A 19,854-nucleotide genomic window follows, 5' to 3' on the forward strand; every position below is an offset into this window, starting at 1 on the left:
TTTATCAAAGTACTACTTGCCCTTCTTGTAGAGATCGTCTAGGGCATGTCTCATATTCTTAAGTGTTGAGATAACCTTGTCGTAGTCCATTCTCTTGGGACCGATTATTCCGACCGTTCCTCTCATTCCGTCCCCAAGCTCGTAGGTTGCGGTTACAACGCTGCAATCCTTCATCGCCTGTACGGGAGTCTCACTTCCGATGTAAACCTGGATTCCGGTCTCATCGGTCTCTGCGGAAAGCGTTCCCTCTACGATACTGCCAAGATCCTTGGTATCCTCAAATGTGCTGATGAGTTCGCCCGCCTTGGTGCTGTCCGTAAGTTCGGGATATTTGAAAAAGTTCATCGTTCCGCTTGTGTATATCTGAAGATCTTCATCTGCAGTGATTGATTCAGCCGCAGCATCGATCACGTTTCCGATGATCCCACTGTGAATACCCGCTTCCTGCTTGACTGCGGATATAAGTCCGAGGTTGATATCCTCAACCGCAAGTCCGTCAAGTCTGGTATTCAAAAGTATGTTGAGCTTGAGCATAGTCGCATCGTCAAGAACCTCCTCTACAGGGATGATCTTGTTCTTGATGACATTACCTTCAATGACAATTGTCGCAAGAAGATGCTCATCATCTACTTTGGAAATCTGTATGAACTTGAGCTTGTTCTTCTTGATCTGAGGCGCTGAGATCATCGTGGCATAGTTGGTATCGATAGCCAGCGTCTTAGCCACTTGCTTAAGGAGATTCTCAAGCTTCTCTTCTTTATCAAGAAGCATCTCCTTCATGTTCTCAACTTCCTTCTCCTTATCTCTGAGCATCTCGTCTACATAAACTCTGTAGCCCTGATCCGAGGGAATACGTCCTGCCGATGTATGCGGCTGGATAATAAGCCCCATTTCCTCAAGGTCCGCCATCTCATTTCTGATAGTAGCGGAGCTCAGATTAAGATCGGTATATTTGGAAATTGTACGGCTTCCGACGGGATCGCCTGTCTCCAAATAGTTCTGAACTATAGCTCTTAATATTTTTCTTTTTCTCTCATCAAGTTCCAAAATGTCCACCTTCCTATGTATTCACCGGTAAAATTCATGGGATGGTTTTTAAGGTGTTAGCACTCACCATGATTGAGTGCTAACATTAAAATATCACTACCATAGGATGATGTCAACTATCTGAAATAATGAAAAATCTGTAAACTCGACTTGCGGCTCATCGCATTTCGAATCTACAGATTTTTTATTATTTATTAAAGAACTCTTTTGCCTTAAAAAAGAAGTAATACAATCCTCCGGTAAACCCGCTTATCTCAACCGGTGAAATTCCCTTTTCCTCATTGAGTTCCCTGAGCTTCTCCATATCTTCCCGATCCAGTTCAAAGTCGAATATATCAAGATTTTGCTTCATTCTTTCTATATGTGTGGATTTAGGTATAAGGATAATATCCGATTGGAGCATGTAGCGCAGACAAACCTGCGAAGAACTCTTCATGTGCTTTTTACCTATCTCGGTAAGTACCGGATTTTCAAAGATGTTTCTTTTCCCTTCCGCAAACGGTGCCCAGGACATATGCTTGACTCCAAGCTCTTCCATGCATTCATGAAGCTTTTTTCTCTGATAAAAAACATGAGTCTCGACCTGGTTGACCATGGGCTTGATCTCTGCAAACTCATAAATCTCACGAAGTTCTTTTTCATTAAAAGAAGAAACTCCGATAGCTCGTACTTTTCCTTCCCGATACGCTTCCTCCATTGCGCGGTAGATCCCGAAGTAATCACCGGCGGGTTTATGGATAAGGAGTAAGTCTATGTACGGCGTCTGTAATTTTAAAAGTGATTCTTCTATAGAAGTTTTGGCTCTTATATATCCCGAATTGGTTATCCAGACTTTGTCGACTATAAAAAATTCTTCTCTGGGCACCGCACTCTTTTTTATCGCCTCTCCGACTTCCTCTTCATTTTTATAAAACTGTGCTGTATCTATCAGACGGTTTCCCGCACCTATCGCATCTTGCACGCATCTGACACACTCTTGTGGTTCGATCTTGTAAACGCCATATCCAAGCATAGGCATTTTTACGCCGTTAGATAATGTTGTGTATTCCATTCGTCTCCTGTTCCGAAATCAGAGTCTGAAAAGAATCATCTTATTGTGCAGGCATTCTCAGAAATCTTCTTCATAGTAGCATTCCTCGTTTAACAGTTCCTCAATATGATCAAGCAGATCTCTGACCTTCTTTATTCCCGCTCTGTCCGCATTGATAGAGTAATAGATCATTGTTCCTTCTTTTCTTGAAGTAACAAATCCCGCGTCCTTTAATATCTGCATATGATGAGAAACGGCAGGTCTTGAGAGATGCGTCTTTTCAGCCAGATCTACCACTCTCGTTCCTCCGCATTTTTCCATTATCATCACAGACATCAGGTACTGCCTCGTTTCATCACCGATCGCCGCAAGCATTTTCTGACATTCTTTAAACTCAGACAGTAATTTCTTTGATTCTTTTTTGGAGTCCATGGATCACCTCCGATGTACTTTTGGGTGCACATCGCTTTCAGTTAATCTGTTCATTTGTTTAAACAGTTGCATTATAGCATCATTTTATTTTGACAGATCATTCGTAAAGAAAATCAAGACGGATTCAAAATCCCATAGAAAAAAGCGCAGACTTCACCCTTTATCCGTTTCAGCAAAAGTTATCGTAAATTCTTTCATATCATCAAGTCTCAAGAGGATAGCTCCTCTTGAATCTTTATTATCTCTCCCGCCGCTTGCGCAGCCGCCGTCTATATCGATCACATTCTCTACGGTAAAAGACGAAAGCTCATGCTCGCCTTCGCCGTATACGATATCTGCCATGTAACATGCGGGAACATGACCAATGATAAACGTCCACGGCTTGTAGTAGATATAATCGCGAATATCCTTATAAAGGTCCGGCCTGAAAGGAGAATTCCAAACGATGTAATTCACATCATTTTCATTCATCTCTTTAAAAGGTATATTGATCTTGTCAGGCAAAAACGCCGTATGGGTTAAAAGAAATATCTTTTCATTTACTTCTATCTTTAATGAAAGCGGACAGGAATAAAGCCAGTCCATAAGCTTCACACGCTCTTCCTTCTTGAGGCGTTTGTACTTGTTGAATGTCCTGTCGCCTCCGTTCCACCAAAGCCATCTGTCAGCTTCCGGTCCATGATAACCGCTTATATCAGACTTGGCGCTTCCGCGCGGATCAAGCACTTCAAGCATCATGACCTCATGGTTTCCCAAAAGAAAATGCATGTTGGGAGAGTTCATCACATGCTGCAAGATCTTTATTCCGTCGGGTCCGCGATCCACCGCATCACCGAGCATATATAATTCGTCCGCGTCAGAAAAAGCCACTTTCTCAAGTAGCTTTAAAAACATTTTATATTGCCCGTGAAGATCTGATATTACGTATGTCGCCATGTTGTCTTTCCTTTAATCTGAAATATGCTAAAAGCATTTACTCTAAGTAAACATTATACACTTTGTTTTAGTTTCATCACTGTATTTGTGATAAAATTCTAATGATAAAAAATAACAGATTATTTAGCGCTTGATGATTGGAGACATTATTTATGAGTGAAAACAAAAAAGATCTAAAAGTATACTTCTTTAAAAACGTTCCGGACAGCTTGGGAATGATCGCACTTACAGGCATTCTCCTCTTTATAGGAGGCATCGCCGCCTTTGTGATAAATAATAAATCTCTTACAGATTCGCATGGCGGTCTTACAAACGTCGGTATCATTGTTCTCATAATCGTTACCGTTTTAGGACTTGGCGGTCTTATAGTTGCATTCAGATGCATTGGTTTATCAAACAACTTTGCTCACGGATTTATGGCAGAGCGCGACGGACATGTTTATGTATTCACTATTAATCCGCAGCGTTTAAAAGACGGAAACGCCGTTCCGAATATAGGAAGGATCGGAAGAGCCGTAAACGGCGTGCTCCAGATGCAGACCGTAAATAACTATTACAAGCAAATGGATGAAGATAAAGAATCCATAGATTTTTATAATGATGTCAATACATGGCTTGATGAAAACTACTCTTTCTTTTATAGGATAAGAGATCTGGAATCAAATGATTTTTCGAAATATGAAAAGTCATTGTATTTAAAAGCGTACGACGAAAGAATCAAAGCTTCTTCATAAAGAATCTATCCATCGTACTGTGTCCGACTTCTTCAGGTCTTTCTATTTCTGTATATCCGCACTTCTCGTATAGATGAACAGCAGCTTGCAGGTTACTGTGCGTTTCAAGATATGAAAACTTATATCCGGCTTCACGCATTTTATCTTCTGCAAGCTTCATCATCTCATATCCGAGTCCCTTGCCTTTTGCGCAGTCATCCAGATATAACTTTTGTAGTTCGGCGGTATCTTTCATGGGCGAAAATTTAGAAAAACCCACGCCGCCGATCACATTATCAAACTCATCAAGAATAACAAAATATTTGCTGTCATCTGTTCCATACAGCTCGCTGAAATGATCTAGCCCCTCGTCATAGTACGCTGTTCCGGGAATATCGAGCCCGAAACTTTTAAGACTTGTTCTTATAAGAGCAGCGATCTTTTTATTGTCTTTTTTCTCAATCTCACGGTAATTCATTATAGATTACCTCTTTTTTTCATCATATACTTCAATCTTCACCAACCAGATGCACGATCATGGGTTCATGTCCAACTTCGGGCAGGAACTTATTAAAGATATCTTCTGTCTTGATCTTGAGGCTTGATGTACATACACATGGATGACATCCAATGTATTCACCCTTCTTTACATCTTCATCAATAAGAAGTTGAACCGCATGCTCCTTGTCATTCATGAGTCCCATGATGCTGACAGCGCCCGGCTCGATATCAAGAAACTTAAGCATATCATCTGCATCCGCAAATGAAAGTCTTGCTGAGTTGATCTGAGACGAAAGCTCTTTTGTCTTAAACTTTTTATCCCCGGGCATCATAAGAAGATAGTATTTTGTCTTCTGTCTGTTGCAAAGAAAAAGGTTCTTGCAAATAATAACTTCAAGCACCTTATCTATTTCATTACATGCTTCCATATTGTCTGCGGGAGCATGATCTGTTCTCTTATAATTTATTCCAAGCTTATCAAGAAAATCATAAGTGCGAACTTCTCTTGAAAGTCTTCCTTCTGTGCTATCGGGTCTTCCGTCAAATAATTCCATCTTGCGATTCCTTTCATTTATGCAAAATCTTGTGTCCTGTTATATTCTACCACTTTTATTGAAATTAAATAGCAACTACCCAATCGCTTGGATAGTTGCCATTATAATGATCAAAACTCAAATATTTCGGGTCATCAAAAATATCTTTTTTAGATATCCGCCTTGCCCTGAACCTTATCGTTTACAACATAGTATGCTGCATTCTCTTCGGGCTTGATATAAATGCTGAGCTTCTTGATACCGTTAACATCTCCGGCCATCTCATTCTTATAATTTTCCTTTACGCATGCAACGATATCATCGTAAGGAAGATGCTTGTAAGAATACTGAAGCTCGATATTAACCTTCATATTGGTAACGGCCTTCTTAGCTGTAGTCTTCTTTGCAGTAGACTTTTTAGCCGTTGTCTTTTTAGCTGTAGTTTTCTTTGCTGTTGTCTTCTTTGCTGCCGTAGCCTTTGTAGCAGTCTTCTTAGCTGCTGTTGTTTTCTTAGCTGTTGTAGCTTTCTTGGCTGTAGTCTTCTTTGCAGCTGTCTTAGCTGTTGTAGCTTTTTTAGCTGTTGTTGCCTTCTTAGCTGTTGTAGCTTTCTTGGCTGTTGTTTTCTTTGCAGCTGTCTTTGTAGCTGTAGTCTTAGAAGCAGCAGCTGTTGTCTTCTTTGCGGTTGTCTTCTTAGCCGCAGTAGTCTTCTTTGCAGTAGACTTCTTAGCTGTTGTCTTCTTTGCTGCAGGTTTCTTTGCAGCGGGCTTCTTTGCTTCAGCCTTTACTTCAGGCTTAGCAGGTGCTGCCGCAGGCTTCACCTCTGCTGTAACTGTAGGTGTCTTGATTGTTGCAACAGGCTTGATAGTAGCTTCGGGTTTGTTAATCTCAGCCATTTATTCATCCTCCTCAATAAGAAAAAACATTATGTTTTTTATAGCTCGTTATAACAATAAAGTAGTTACGTAATATAGTTTACGCTTGTTTTGATACATTGTCAACGTCCGCACATAAGAACAGCGCTGTGTTTCGAGGTCATCACAAAACACAGCGCCGCATTTTTTCTAATTATTTAGTTCAATCTTTTGAAGAAACCCTGTCTGCCACGGAAGCATAAGCTGCCGTAAGTGTAAGAAACATCAGCACTCCGCCGACTATATCAGTGAACCAATGAACACCCGAAAGAAGTCTTCCGATCACAGTCATCACGATAATAAAAACAGAAACATAAGTAATTATTTTTATAAGTTTTTGATTTTCGATTTTCTTTTTAAGATTAATAACTGCAGTACTTAAAATAGTTCCTACAACAAGTACGTGTGTTGATGGAAATGATGTCTCAAGCTCAGTCTCTCCGGGTGAAAGAAAAGGTCTGTAGTTGATCGGTATCTTTGAAAAAGCAACATAAAGAATTGCGATCACAACATAAATTCCGGCAAGCACATAGAGATCTTTATCTACTTTAAGAAGACTCTTTTCCCTGATCAGACTAAGAAGTCCCATCACTGCAAAGTACAATGCAACAAGAACTGCGATGAGCATAAACACATCCGTGATCTTGTCCCACATAACATTAAGTCCTATCGCATCACGTATCACTGTGTTGAAACAAGAAAAGCCTACGCTTGTTCCTTCCGCGCCGACGGGCTTTCTGTCAACGAATGTGATAAGCAATGTATATACAACGGTTATAACAAAAAACACAAAAGGTTTTGTCGTCTTTTTATTATTCATATTTAAACTACCACCTTTAAATTATTTTCCATAAACCTCTGCTACAAATTTACGAAGTCTTTCCATAGCTCTTTCTACTTTTTCGGTATCGATGCAGTAAGCCATTCTGAAATATCCGGGTGCTCCGAATCCGTCTGTCGGAACAAAGATAAGATCATAGTCTTTGGCCTTTTTGCAGAACTCGATTGAGTTCTCTTCAAGTGCCTTGGGCATGATGTAGAAAGTTCCGCCGGGCTTAACCACTTCAAATCCAAGCTCTACAAGTGTGTTGTAGATGATGTTCATGTTGGTCTCGTAAACAGAAAGATCCGCTGTCATGCCGCAAACTTTTGCAACTGCCATCTGGATGATAGAAGGAGGACAGTTATGTCCTGTTCCTCTAGAGATCTGTCCGCACATGGGAACGATGAACTCAGCGCCTTCGCAAGCAGGATTGACCGCAACATAACCGATTCTTTCTCCGGGAAGTGAAAGTGATTTGGAGAATGAATAGCAGCTCAAAGTATTGTCGTAGAACTTTGATACGTAAGGAGCATCAGCACCCTTGAACACAATCTCTCTGTATGGTTCATCTGACATAAGGTAGATGACATGTCCATACTCTTTTGACTTAGCTGTAAGTATCTCAGCAAGCTTTGTAAGTGTCTGTGTAGAATATGCAACACCGGAAGGATTGTTGGGTGTGTTCACAAGAACAGCCATTACTCCGGGATTCAACATCTCTTCAAACTTCTCGAAATTGATCTGGAAGCTTGTTGTATCAGCTGGAACGATGCTGAGCTTGCAACCTGCTCCTGTGATGTAAGGTCCGTACTCGGGGAAGAAAGGTGCAAATGCGATCACTTCATCTCCGGGTTTTGTTATCGCACGAACAGCGTGAGCGATCGCGCCGGCAGCTCCCGTTGTAGGGAAGATGTGCTCGGGACCGTAGTTCATTCCGAATCTCTCATTAAGTGACTTAGCTATCTCCGCTTTGTATAAAGGATTACCAAGACTTGGTGTGTATCCGTGAAGTGTCATGGTATTCTCTTCCTGAAGAAGTCTTATCATCTCTTCTGTGAATTCCTTGGGAACTTCAACACTGGGATTTCCGAGACTGAAGTCAAAGACGTTCTCGTATCCGATCTCTTTTCCTCTTGCAGTAGCATACTCTGAAAGCTCTCTTATTACGGACTTAGCTCCGAGCATACTCTTGAAACTTTCGTTAATCATTACTTCCGATCTCCTCCGTACTACTTAATATAATTTGGGCAAAAGAAATTTCGCCATAAATTTTTCTTTTCTAAATGAAAAACATCTGCCTTACATAATACCACATCTTCAAAGAAGTAGCTCTTCCATCTTTGCAACGATGCTCTCAGCATCATCCAAAAGCTGACGCTCTGCCTTGTTCGTATTTTTATCCTTCACATACTTATAGACAAAGACGGGTGTCTTGGCTGTATGGAAAACCATCTTCCCTTTATAGGAATCAAGGAACGCAGGGATGTTCTCCGCTTTGATCTTGGCAGTCGGGCTGACGCTTATCTCTATCTTTCCGTTGCCACCTTTGATCTCATATATAAAAAGAGAATGTGCCTTTGTTCTAAGAAGTGAAATGCGCAAAAGATTTGTCGCGGTGTCCGGAACTTTTCCGAATCTGTCGATGAGCTCATCTTTCATATCATCACACTCACCTTGATTTTCAAGACTCGCTATACGCTTATATATCTCAAGCTTCTGCTCTTCGTTTAGTATATATGTGTCGGGAATAAATGCGCTGACATCCAGATCGATCGAAGTATTAAATACTTCTTCCGTATCATCTCCGCCAAGGCTTCTCTTATGTCTTACTGCTTCCTCGAGCATCTTGCAGTACATGTCGTAGCCAACAGCCTGCATGTGTCCGCTCTGTTTTTTTCCAAGGAGGCTTCCCGCACCTCTAATCTCAAGGTCTCTCATCGCGATCTTAAAACCGCTACCAAGATCCGTAAATTCTCTGATCGCAGAAAGTCTTTTTTCCGCAACCTCTTTTAGCATCTTATCCCTCTTGTACATAAGGAATGCATAAGCAGTTCTGTTGGAACGACCTACTCTTCCTCTTAGCTGATAGAGCTGAGAAAGTCCCATTTTATCCGAGTCGTGAATGATCATTGTATTTACGTTCGGAATATCAAGTCCCGTTTCAATGATGGTTGTCGATACGAGTACATCGATCGTTCCGTCTATGAAATCATACATGATCCTTTCAAGCTCGGATTCCTTCATCTGTCCGTGAGCAAAAGCGACATTGGCTTCCGGGACAAGCTTCTGTATCTGCGCCGCTGTATCCGCGATCGTATTTACCCTGTTGTATACATAGTAGACCTGACCGCCTCTTGCAAGCTCTCTTACAATAGCTTCTCTCACAAGCTCATCGTTGTACTCCATGACATAAGTCTGGATCGGAAGTCTGTCGTTGGGTGCTTCCTCAAGAACAGACATCTCTCTGATGCCGACAAGTGACATGTGGAGCGTACGCGGAATAGGCGTTGCCGTCAGTGTAAGAACGTCAACACTCTCTTTCAATGTCTTTATTTTTTCTTTGTGTGTTACGCCAAATCTCTGCTCCTCATCGACGATAAGAAGTCCGAGATCTTTATAAGCAACATCTTTTGAAAGAAGTCTATGCGTACCGATAACGATATCCACAAGACCTTTCTTAAGATCTTCAACCGTCTTTTTCTGTTCGGAAGCAGTTCTGAACCTCGACATTAGATCGACTCTTACAGGGAAGTTTCTCATACGTTCAGCAAAAGTGTTGTAGTGTTGCTGCGCAAGGATTGTCGTCGGAACAAGTACTGCGACCTGCTTTCCGTCCTGTACAGCTTTGAACGCAGCGCGGATCGCGATCTCTGTTTTTCCGAATCCGACGTCTCCGCATATAAGTCTGTCCATGATAACTGAAGACTCCATATCCCTCTTGGTGTCCTCAATAGCCGTCATCTGATCTTCGGTCTCCTGATACGGGAAAGAATCTTCAAACTCCTGCTGCCAAACGGTATCTTTACTAAACTCATAGCCCTTGGTCTGCTGCCTCTTTGCATAGAGATCGACAAGGTCCTGAGCAACTTCTTCAACGGCTGCTTTAACTTTGCTCTTTGTATGTGTCCACTCAAGTGTTCCAAGCTTGTTGAGCTTTGGTTTGTGGCCCGTCTCTGAGTCTCCGCCTGAAGCATATTTCTGTATTACGCCCAGGCCGGTCGCGAGAATATAGAGATTTCCTCCGCCGCCGTATTCAACTTTAATGTAATCACGGACAACATGATCGGTCTCAACCTTTTCTATACCTCTGTAGATTCCGAGTCCGTGCTCTTCATGAACGACGTAGTCGCCAATCTTAAGGTCGGCAAAATCGGAGATCTTTTCTCCGGTGTATTTTGATTTTTTCTTCTTTCTCTTTTTAACGTGTTCGGTGAAAATATCACTCTCTGCGATGACCGCAAACTTAATATCCGGATACTCAAAGCCCTTAAGTATCCTTCCGTAGTAGGTCATTATCTCGCCCGGTCTTAGAACTCTTCCGGGATCTTCACTGTAGAATGCGGTAACAAGATTATCGCGAAGATCTTCTACGATCCTCTTAGCTCTTGTCCTTGATCCGGACAGAATAAGAACCCTGTATCCGTTCTTGGAATAGTTCTTAAGATCGGACACAAGGGAATCGAAACTGTTATTGTAGGGCGCTACACTTCTCGCCCTGATATCCCAGCTCTTCTCGGGATTAAATGCGTTCTGACTCTTTGGCATCGCTAGCGCGGAAATAAGAACTCTTCTTCCGTTTTCCATTCTTGCGATACAGTTATCTACAGAATAAAGGATGTCCATCTGGCCCGGAAGGACATAGCCCTTCTCGGCTCTGTGGGTCATGCTCTCTTTAAACTCAAGCTCAACTGCACTTGCGTGCTCAAATACTCTCTGCGGTTCATCAATAAAGATGCAGCTCTTTCCCTTAGGGAACATCTCCTGCATCGTAACGGTGTCGTCGTAAAAATATCTGATATAGCTCTCAAGATTTACCATGGAATGAAGCTCAAAAAGCTGTTCTCTTAGTTCCTCGGTAAGCTTCTTAAGCTGATGTGCTTCTTTGGTCTTAAACTCTTTTCGAAGGGCCTCGTAAGCTGTGTCCGTTTCTTCCTCGATCCTCTGCATTCCTTTTTCAAGGCGCTCATCATCCAGGATGATCTCGGATGCGGGATAGATCTCTATGGATTCAAGCTTTTCAAGCGATCTCTGCGATAAGATGTCAAAGCTTCTGATCGACTGGATCTCATCTCCCCAAAGCTCTATTCTGTATGGATTATCTTCGGTAAGATCAAAGACATCAACGATATCACCTCTAACCGAGAATTCGCCGGGACCTTCAACCTGATAGTTACGAACATATCCCATTGCGACAAGTTTCTTGGCAAGCTCTCTTTCGTCTATGGGTCTGTGCTTGTCGATGCTTAATATACTCTCTTTGATAACTTCGGGTTTTATCTGCGGAGACATAAGGGCCGCAAAAGTAGTCACAACCGTGACGGGACGTCCCTCAAGAAGTCTTCTCATGCAGCGGATCCTCTGTCTTACAACTTCGTTACTGTGAACATCCGCCTGATAAAAGATAAGGTCTTTGGCAGGGTACACAGTGACATTCTTATCATAAAACTTGTAGTCCTCATAGATCTCTTTTGCCCTGAGGTCACTGTAAGTGACTATGATCCTATACTTAAAATCAGCGCCGAGTCCGTCTATGAAATGAAGCTTCTGCGAATCAACACAGCCCGTCACCTCTGCGCAGGCGAAGGGTTTGTTGAGATATTCATTTATTTCATCAAATTCTTTAAGTTCCTTTAAAGGACTCGTGATCGCTCTCATTATTTCTTCCCGTTGTATTTATTCATGGCGCTGTCCACACCGTTATCAATTATCTCTTCTATCGCTGCGACAGCTCTTTCTTTTCCTTCTTTTATAAGAACTGCTGCCTCTCCTTCAAAGTGACCTAGAACCCAGTTCACCATATCGTATTCCTTAGGCTTCTTTCCGACACCGACTCTCACTCTTGAGAACTCGTCGTGTCCAAGAAGCTTGATTATATTCTTAAGGCCGTTGTGTCCGCCCGCGCTTCCCTTGGGTCTTACTCTGATATTACCCTCATCAAGTTCAACGTCATCGGATATGACTATGAGTTCAGTCTTTGTGTCTACTTTAAAGTAATCGCAAAGAGGCCTGATGGCTTCTCCGCTTAAGTTCATATATGTAAGGGGCTTTGCTAGGATGACTCTCTGACTTCCTATTCTTCCCTTACCATACGCCGCTTTAAACTTGGTCTCTGTCAGCTCTATATTGTATTTGGTCGCAAGGGCATCGATCACATCGAAACCGATGTTGTGCCTTGTTCCAAAGTATTTCTTTTCGGGATTTCCAAGTCCCGCTATCACTATCATATTGCCTGTTTCCTCTTCTTTATTTCCGAATAGTCTTTTTAACAAACCCAACACTACTACATCTCCTCCAATATTACAATACGCCTTATTCAGGCATTCCGTACAATTATAATATCATACCACGGCGCCAATATGATTCCTAAAGTATTCCGTAATTAGTTTTGTTTTATTTGTATAAATAATTAACATAATTTCATATAATTTTCGCTAAATTATGCTACTATTATCTTATTGTAGCTGCAATACCAACAAATTCATTTTAGAGGAGGGATTCAATGAAAAAAAGTATTTCTAAGATCAGTATCTTGGCTTTATCTTTTATGTTCTCCCTGATACTGTTCAAACTGCCCGCAGAGGCAGCCGAACCGACAGTAATAAACTTAAGTGATCTTGAAGAAGGACAGGCATTGGAACTTCAGGAAGATACAATTCTGAATCTTGATACCGACAAAACGCTTTCGGAAATAAAACTGACAGATTGCGATTTAATAATCGAAGGTGACGGATCGCTAACGCTTGATGGCGGCGCCTGTTATTCGGGTATATATGTATTTGGCAATTGCAAAACAACAATAACCAGTGGCTCAATAACATCATTTTGCGATCTTGAAGGCAACTACGAAATAAACGGTGGAATCGTAAACGTATCATGTAGTATACGAAGCTTTGAAGAAAATGGTTTTTTCACCATGAACGGAGGTAAAGTAAGCGTTTCCGGAATCTATTATGACGAAAAAGGCTCAACAGTTACTATAAACGATGGAATCCTTGAAAGCTTTGGATACATTAAATCTAATGATATTGTCATCAGCGATAACGAATTCATTCAATTTCCTTGGGGCGCTGTTGTTGAACGCCATGACGACGGCTTCAGCTGGTTAGACTCCGGATACTATGATGGTACTCACTATCAATTATTAAAAATAGTCCCTAAGTCAGAAGTGAATCTCGTAACAGGAGTTTCGCTTAATGAAACATCACTCACACTTAAAAGATACGAATTTTTCCAGCTTTTTGCTAATGTCACACCCGATAACGCCACAAACAAAAAAATAGTATGGAGTAGCAGTAATAAAGACGCTGTATACGTTGATAATAACGGTCAAGTTTTCGCCATCAAATCCGGCACCGCTGTTATCACTGCCAAAACCGAAGACGGTAATTATGAGGCGTCATGCGAAGTAACTGTTCCCGAGGGCGACGAAGGAAGCAATCTTGGTCTAAAGATTGAATTGATCAATAATGGCAATACTCCATCCGTAAATATAAGTTATAACGGCTCTCCTATATATGAACAACGTGATTATGTTCTACGATTTGGAAGTGACGAAGAAACCGGTTTATCAAAGGTTGCAATATTAGGAATGGATGACTACCTTTGGATTTACAGCGATCCTACATTAGATAAAGATTATCCGGCTTCCGAATATTCCGAGGAGCGCTTGAACAGAACTCTCGGATTAAAAATTGAATTAAGCGATTATGATAATGGCGAAAAGCCAACATTAAAATTTATTTATGATGGCTCCACTCTGAATGAAGGTACCGACTACTTCGTTGACTACAGCACAAATACAGATGATGATTCCAGCTGCTTTGTTATCACCGGACTTGACGATTACATTTGGAATGATAATCACTAAAAACTATTGAATAAGACACACATAACTTTCTGAATAAAATAAAAGAGAAATTCAATGAAAAAAAATTTCTAAGATCACTTTCTTTGTTTTATCATTGGCCATGGCACTAATAATCTTAAAGGTGCCGGCGGAAGCAGCAGAACCGACACGCATAAACTTAAGCGAGTTAGAAGATGACCAAGTATTGGAACTTCAGGAAAATACCATCCTTAATCTTGATACGGATAAAAGGCTTACGAAGATATCATTAACCGGTCATGATTTGACAATCGAAGGCAGTGGAAGCTTAACTCTTGGATTACCCGGTCCGGGCTATTGGGATAATTTAGTATCCAACGGAACCGAGACAATTACCATAAACAGTGGCGTGCTCGTGGCAAAACAATTAGAAGGAAATTTCATAGTAAACGACGGAAAAATCAGTATTCCCGAAACCGGCCCAAGTTTATGCAATTACTCTGATAACGGATTTTTCATAATGAACGGTGGAGAAGTCGATGTGGACAATCTTTATTATCCCGGCGAAAACTCTGAAATCACCATTAATGGTGGCTATTTAACACTTCATAACATTCATTTTTTGGGCGAAACCAAGCTTAATATTTCCGAGAATGAATACCGTATGTCTTATGGATTGGATGGAATTAAAGTATTACCAAAATCCGAAGTAACTTACTTAGAGGGTATTTCATTTGCCGAGCCTTCATATACTTTAGACAGATACGATTACAAAAAGCTTCCTATCAATTTCTATCCAGAGTCTGCAACAAACAAAAATCTTACATATACCAGTAGCGATCCTTCTGTTGTAAGAATGTATGATAATGGTTATGCTGATATAGCTAACTACGGAAGCGCTACCATCACTGCTACATCTGAAGACGGAGATTATACAGCCACATGTGAGATTATTGTTCCCAGACCGAACGATCTTCCCGGTCTGTCATTGAATTACAATGTTGACGGTGTTAATGCTCCTCAGTTTACAGCTGTAAAATATGGTAGCCTTGTTTTTGAAGATGGTCAAAATAGTCAATATAATTTTGAGAATGATGTGATAACTGTAACCATCCCGAATTTCGTGGACTATGTTCTTACAGACAACAACATTGCTCCGGAAGATAAGAAAGAGTTGACAATACAATTCTGCGAAGATGCAACCAAAAGCAATCATCACATCAAACTGATGTTTGGTGATACCACACTAACTGCAGGCGAAGATTATTTCTATGATATTGATGATAATTCGGAAAATGGTATCTTATCTGTAGTTTTCCCTGAACTCGAATATTACTTTGAAAACCTTTATAACAATTAATTTCTATAAGAATTAGACTAAAAAAAAGGCCGGTGCTTGAAGATTCTATCTTCAGCATCAGCCTATTTTTAATGCTTATATTTTCAATTTTATAATACAGGCTCTTCCTCGCCCTCTTCGACAGCGGCTTTATCGTAAGCCTCAAGGATCGTATCCTGCAGGATCTTTCTGGTATCCGAATTGATGGGATGAGCTATGTCTCTGTACTCGCCGTCCGTAGACTTCTTGCTCGGCATAGCGATGAACAAGCCCCTCTCGCCTTCTATTACTTTGATGTCATGAACAACGAATTCATTATCAAATGTAACAGATACAACTGCTCTCATTTTGCCCTGCTTGGTAACCTTTCTTACTCTGACGTCTGTAATTTTCATCGTGTAACCCCCTCTTGGTTAATCTGATCTAGAAAACTAGATTACATAGCGTTCATTATTTTCTACCACTATCTTGATGCCGTTATCTTCTTTGTAGTACGAGTTCGCTTGGATCGTACCGTGGCTCTCTACAATGCAATTTTCTATATGCGTGTTGTCGCCGATATAAACATCATTCAAGATGATAGAATTCTTAATATAACAGTTATTGCCTACAAAAGCTCCTTTGAATATCACCGAATCTTCTATGGTTCCGTTTATGATACAGCCGCTCGATATAAGACTGTTCTTAACGTTAACTCCGACGTTGTACTTGGCCGGCGGAAGATCTACTATCTTGGTGTAGATTCCGGGATACTCTCTAAAGAAGTACTCTCTTACTTCAGGTTTTAGGAAATCCATATTGGTCCTAAAATAATCATCAACCGAAGCAATGTTGTTCCAATACTCTTTTATCTTGTATCCGTAGATACGTTTCATATCCTTGTATCTTACAAGGATGTCTCTAACAAAGTCGTATCTTTCTTCTTCCTCAGCTCTTTCTATAAGCTCAATAAGCTGTCTTCTTCGGATAACGTATATACCGCAGGAGATTGTATTTGATCTTGATACAACAGGTTTTTCCTCAAAATCCTCAATCCTGCTCTCTTCGTTCATCCTTATCGTACCGAATCTCTCGGTGTCAAAAGATGCCGGCATATCCTTACATACAACGGTTATATCTGCCTGCTTCCGGATGTGATATTCCAAAAGCTTACCGAAATCCATCTTGTACACACAGTCACCCGATGTAATTACTACATACGGTTCGTGGCAACTTCTGAGGAAATCAAGGTTCTGAGCTATCGCATCCGCGGTTCCTCTGTACCACAGGTTTCCGGACGCCTTAACTGCCGGTGTGAAAACATACAATCCACCCTGCTTTCTTCCGAAGTCCCACCACTTTGAAGAACTAAGGTGTGAATTAAGACTTCCCGCATTGTACTGAGTAAATACCGCAACCGTCTGAATATGAGAGTTTGTCATGTTACTCAGAGCAAAATCTATGCTTCTGTAAAAACCTGCAACAGGCATCGCACATACGGCTCTTTTCTTGGAAAGCTCCTGCATTCTACTACTGCTTCCGCCCGCTAAAATAATGCCAATCGCCCTCATGTCAATCACCTGCCTTATCTAGTGTTCTTCCGCTGTCCAAAACACCGTCCGGATAATCTTCCGAAGATGTCTTTCCAAAGATCATGGTGTTCTTTCCGATGGTTACATTGTCGGGAATCTCGGATTTCTCTCCTATTGTGCAGATCCCCTCGCAGTAAATGCCCGGTTTTGTTTCGTTGGGCTTTTCTTCAAATGCACCAATGTGCACGTTGTTTCCTATCTTAACCTTCTCGGCGATTATACCCTTTTCTATGTTGCAGCCTTCCCCAATCTCTGTTTCGTTCATTATGATGGAGTGGCTGACCACAGTGTCTTTTCCTATCTTTACACCCGGACCGATGATCGAGTTATATACTTTACCGTATATCTCACATCCCTCGCCCGCTATACACCTTTCCATAGCGCTGTCGGGTCCCAGATACTGTGGCGGTTGAATGCCGCTTGAAGTATAGATCTTCCAATACTCTTCGTAGAGATTAAACTCGGGAACGATATCTATAAGCTCCATGTTGGCCTGCCAATATGAAGTAAGTGTTCCTACATCCTTCCAGTATCCATCAAATTCATAAGCAAAAAGAGATTGTCCCTTTTCCTTACAGTAAGGAATAATATGCTTACCGAAATCAAGTCCCGGAAGATCTTTATTGTCTATAAGAGCCTTTTTTAATACTTCCCATGAAAAGATATAGATACCCATAGAAGCTAGGTTGCTCCTGGGATGCTCGGGCTTTTCTTCAAAATCAACAATCCTCTTGTTCTCATCAGTGATCATGATTCCGAACCTGCAAGCTTCCTCGATGGGCACAGGCATAACGGCAATGGTAACGTCTGCGTTACTTGCCTTATGAAAATCAAGCATGGTCTCATAATCCATCTTATATATGTGATCTCCGGAGAGAATCAGCACATAATCCGGATCATAGTTTTCCATGTATTCAAGATTCTGGTAAATAGCATTGGCTGTACCGGTATACCACTCACTGTTGGCACTCTTTTCGTAAGGCGGAAGCACAGTTACTCCACCGAAATTACGATCCAGATCCCACGGTATACCTATTCCAATGTGAGAATTAAGTCTGAGCGGACGATATTGTGTAAGGACACCCACAGTGTCCACTCCGGAATTAATACAGTTACTAAGCGGAAAGTCAATTATCCTGTACTTTCCCCCAAAAGATACTGCCGGCTTAGCCATATTGGCTGTCAGCACTCCCAGTCTGCTACCCTGGCCCCCTGCCAGTAGCATGGCGATCATTTCCTTCTTTATCATGTTCCACCTCATGTTGCAATTCAAGTCGTAAGTTCTAGTGTAGTTGAATCACCAAACCAGCTGTCTGTCTTTCATAAGAAAAAAGATACTTTTATATATAAAAGTATATCATTATTAAGCTAAATATGATACTGTTTTGTTTGTTTTTTCGCTTAATCCCTTCATTAATAAATTTTTGACTTTAAGTAAATAAGTGTTAGAATATATTCCGTTATATCTTTATTATTAATCAGAAAAAAGGAAACGAGGATCATCATGTACACTATTGATTTTAATAAGCCTGTCCACATCTATTTCATGGGAATCGGAGGCATTTCCATGAGTGGGCTTGCACATATTCTCATTGAGAAAGGTTTTAAGGTTTCAGGTTCTGATTCAAAAGAATCTGCTATGACCAGAACTCTCAGTGATAACGGCGTTACCGTTTTTTACGGCCAGTGTGCAGAAAATATTGAGAACTCGGAACATATAGATGCAGTTGTTTATACAGCAGCAGTTCACCCCGACAACCCTGAATTCATTGCGGTTAAGAATGCAGGGATACCTATGCTTACAAGAGCGGAACTGCTCGGCCAGATCATGAAGGAGTATAAGCTTCCCGTTGCCATTAGCGGAACTCACGGAAAGACAACAACCACTTCGATGCTTTCCAAGATCCTTCTTGAAGCAGGCACAGATCCTACTCTTTCTATCGGTGGCGTGTTCAAGGATATCGGCGGAAATATCAGAGTCGGAAGCTCTGACTTCTTTGTAACCGAAGCGTGTGAATACACTAACAGTTTCCTTAGCTTCTTCCCAAAGATCAGTGTAATTTCCAACATTGATGCAGATCACCTTGATTTCTTCAAGGATCTTGATGATATCAGACATTCGTTTAAGAGATTTGCCGCTCTTCTTCCGGAGGACGGAACTCTTGTTATCAACGGTGACATTGACAATGTAGATGAGATCACAGCCGGATTAACTTGTGACGTGATCACATACGGCTCCAAGGATTCTTTTGATTACTATCCAACTGATATTACTTACGACGAAAAAGGCAATCCTTCCTACAAGGCTCATATGCCCGGAGGAAAAGTCCTGGATATAAAGCTTGCCGTTCCCGGCATTCACAACGTTTACAATTCACTTGCCGCCATTGCAGTAAGCAATGTTCTCGGAATTGACGAAGACCATATGATCACAGCTCTTTCTCTCTTTGGCGGAACAAGCCGAAGATTTGAACACAAGGGTGATATTCACGGCGTTACCATAATAGACGACTATGCTCACCATCCTACCGAGATCAAAGCAACTCTCACCGCAGCACAGAATTATCCTCACAATAGAATCTGGTGCGTTTTCCAGCCTCATACTTACACGAGGACAAAAGCTCTTTTAAATGAGTTTGCTGAAGCTCTTTCTCTTGCCGATCACGTTATCCTTGCAGATATATATGCCGCAAGAGAGACCGATAACCTCGGAATCAGCTCCAGAACTCTTCGCGACAAGATAGTTGAACTTGGTCATGAATGCAATTATTTTCCTACTGTTCAGGGCTTTGGAGAAATAGAAAAATTTCTTTTGCAAAATTGCACTAAAGGAGATTTGTTGATAACCATGGGTGCCGGAGATGTCGTTAAAATCGGGGATGAGCTCCTTGGTAAATAATACTTATCCACATATCCACTTTTAGTTTGAACTATATGTAAATCTTTTTCGGTGGATAACAGCCTACCGCTTTA

18 protein-coding genes are annotated in these 19,854 nt (G+C 41.3%); 4 read left to right on the forward strand and 14 right to left on the reverse strand.

Annotated features, from left to right (window positions below):
• Positions 1-12: 12 nt before the first annotated feature.
• From hrcA to D6856_RS09345, 4 genes are all read right to left on the reverse strand, one after another.
• Positions 13-1,047: a heat-inducible transcriptional repressor HrcA gene (hrcA, locus tag D6856_RS09330; RefSeq protein WP_120656237.1), complete on the reverse strand. Its 1,035-nt coding sequence runs from the start codon at positions 1,045-1,047 to the stop codon at positions 13-15.
• Positions 1,048-1,234: 187 nt separating this feature from the next.
• Positions 1,235-2,098, reverse strand: a complete 864-nt coding sequence (locus tag D6856_RS09335) for an aldo/keto reductase (protein WP_120686650.1) — start codon at positions 2,096-2,098, stop codon at positions 1,235-1,237.
• 57 nt (positions 2,099-2,155) lie between these two features.
• Complete coding sequence (locus D6856_RS09340; RefSeq protein WP_120686651.1) at positions 2,156-2,509, reverse strand: ArsR/SmtB family transcription factor; 354 nt, start codon at positions 2,507-2,509, stop codon at positions 2,156-2,158.
• A gap of 153 nt (positions 2,510-2,662) precedes the next feature.
• Positions 2,663-3,445 (reverse strand): metallophosphoesterase, encoded by a 783-nt coding sequence (locus D6856_RS09345; protein WP_120686652.1) that lies wholly within the window; start codon positions 3,443-3,445, stop codon positions 2,663-2,665.
• A gap of 152 nt (positions 3,446-3,597) precedes the next feature.
• On the opposite strand from D6856_RS09345, the gene D6856_RS09350 reads away from it, so the two are divergent.
• On the forward strand, positions 3,598-4,179 hold the full coding sequence (locus D6856_RS09350; protein ID WP_120686653.1) for a hypothetical protein: 582 nt from the start codon (positions 3,598-3,600) through the stop codon (positions 4,177-4,179).
• On the opposite strand, the gene D6856_RS09355 is transcribed toward D6856_RS09350, so the two are convergent.
• The 7 genes from D6856_RS09355 to pth form a co-directional block, all read right to left on the reverse strand.
• Positions 4,163-4,636 carry a GNAT family N-acetyltransferase gene (locus tag D6856_RS09355; RefSeq protein ID WP_120686654.1) on the reverse strand — a complete coding sequence of 158 codons (474 nt, stop codon included), beginning with the start codon at positions 4,634-4,636 and terminating at the stop codon, positions 4,163-4,165. The two genes, D6856_RS09350 and D6856_RS09355, sit on opposite strands and share 17 nt — an antisense overlap.
• Before the next feature lie 31 nt (positions 4,637-4,667).
• Positions 4,668-5,213, reverse strand: a complete 546-nt coding sequence (locus D6856_RS09360) for a prolyl-tRNA synthetase associated domain-containing protein (RefSeq protein ID WP_120656242.1) — start codon at positions 5,211-5,213, stop codon at positions 4,668-4,670.
• Positions 5,214-5,362: 149 nt separating this feature from the next.
• Positions 5,363-6,085 carry a DUF6465 family protein gene (locus D6856_RS15270; protein ID WP_199704134.1) on the reverse strand — a complete coding sequence of 241 codons (723 nt, stop codon included), beginning with the start codon at positions 6,083-6,085 and terminating at the stop codon, positions 5,363-5,365.
• Positions 6,086-6,266: 181 nt separating this feature from the next.
• Positions 6,267-6,923 carry a phosphatase PAP2 family protein gene (locus D6856_RS09370; protein WP_120686655.1) on the reverse strand — a complete coding sequence of 219 codons (657 nt, stop codon included), beginning with the start codon at positions 6,921-6,923 and terminating at the stop codon, positions 6,267-6,269.
• A gap of 21 nt (positions 6,924-6,944) precedes the next feature.
• Entirely contained in the window at positions 6,945-8,135 is a 1,191-nt protein-coding gene (locus D6856_RS09375) for a pyridoxal phosphate-dependent aminotransferase (RefSeq protein WP_120686656.1), read from the reverse strand.
• A gap of 108 nt (positions 8,136-8,243) precedes the next feature.
• Positions 8,244-11,801, reverse strand: coding sequence for a transcription-repair coupling factor (gene mfd / locus D6856_RS09380; protein WP_120686657.1), 3,558 nt, complete (start codon positions 11,799-11,801; stop codon positions 8,244-8,246).
• Positions 11,801-12,370 (reverse strand): aminoacyl-tRNA hydrolase, encoded by a 570-nt coding sequence (gene pth / locus D6856_RS09385; RefSeq protein WP_120686691.1) that lies wholly within the window; start codon positions 12,368-12,370, stop codon positions 11,801-11,803. The genes mfd and pth overlap by 1 nt, the downstream gene beginning before the upstream one ends.
• A gap of 275 nt (positions 12,371-12,645) precedes the next feature.
• Between pth and D6856_RS09390 the strand changes: the two genes are divergently transcribed.
• Both D6856_RS09390 and D6856_RS09395 read left to right on the forward strand, forming a co-directional pair.
• Positions 12,646-14,013, forward strand: coding sequence for an Ig-like domain-containing protein (locus tag D6856_RS09390; protein ID WP_120686658.1), 1,368 nt, complete (start codon positions 12,646-12,648; stop codon positions 14,011-14,013).
• Positions 14,014-14,197: 184 nt separating this feature from the next.
• Positions 14,198-15,331, forward strand: a complete 1,134-nt coding sequence (locus D6856_RS09395) for an Ig-like domain-containing protein (protein ID WP_158588892.1) — start codon at positions 14,198-14,200, stop codon at positions 15,329-15,331.
• An 89-nt stretch (positions 15,332-15,420) separates the two neighbouring features.
• Here D6856_RS09395 and spoVG read toward each other — a convergent pair whose 3' ends face one another.
• From spoVG to D6856_RS09410, 3 genes are read right to left on the reverse strand one after another with little or no spacing between them, the layout of a single operon-like run.
• Complete coding sequence (gene spoVG, locus D6856_RS09400) at positions 15,421-15,705, reverse strand: septation regulator SpoVG (protein ID WP_120686660.1); 285 nt, start codon at positions 15,703-15,705, stop codon at positions 15,421-15,423.
• A gap of 36 nt (positions 15,706-15,741) precedes the next feature.
• Positions 15,742-16,860 (reverse strand): glucose-1-phosphate adenylyltransferase subunit GlgD, encoded by a 1,119-nt coding sequence (gene glgD / locus D6856_RS09405; RefSeq protein ID WP_120686661.1) that lies wholly within the window; start codon positions 16,858-16,860, stop codon positions 15,742-15,744.
• A 1-nt stretch (position 16,861) separates the two neighbouring features.
• Positions 16,862-18,130, reverse strand: coding sequence for a glucose-1-phosphate adenylyltransferase (locus D6856_RS09410; RefSeq protein ID WP_092247548.1), 1,269 nt, complete (start codon positions 18,128-18,130; stop codon positions 16,862-16,864).
• 255 nt (positions 18,131-18,385) lie between these two features.
• Between D6856_RS09410 and murC the strand changes: the two genes are divergently transcribed.
• Positions 18,386-19,780, forward strand: coding sequence for a UDP-N-acetylmuramate--L-alanine ligase (gene murC, locus D6856_RS09415; protein ID WP_120686662.1), 1,395 nt, complete (start codon positions 18,386-18,388; stop codon positions 19,778-19,780).
• Positions 19,781-19,854 lie beyond the last annotated feature (74 nt).

It is taken from the genome of Butyrivibrio sp. XB500-5, assembly GCF_003625505.1.
Taxonomy (GTDB): domain Bacteria; phylum Bacillota; class Clostridia; order Lachnospirales; family Lachnospiraceae; genus Butyrivibrio.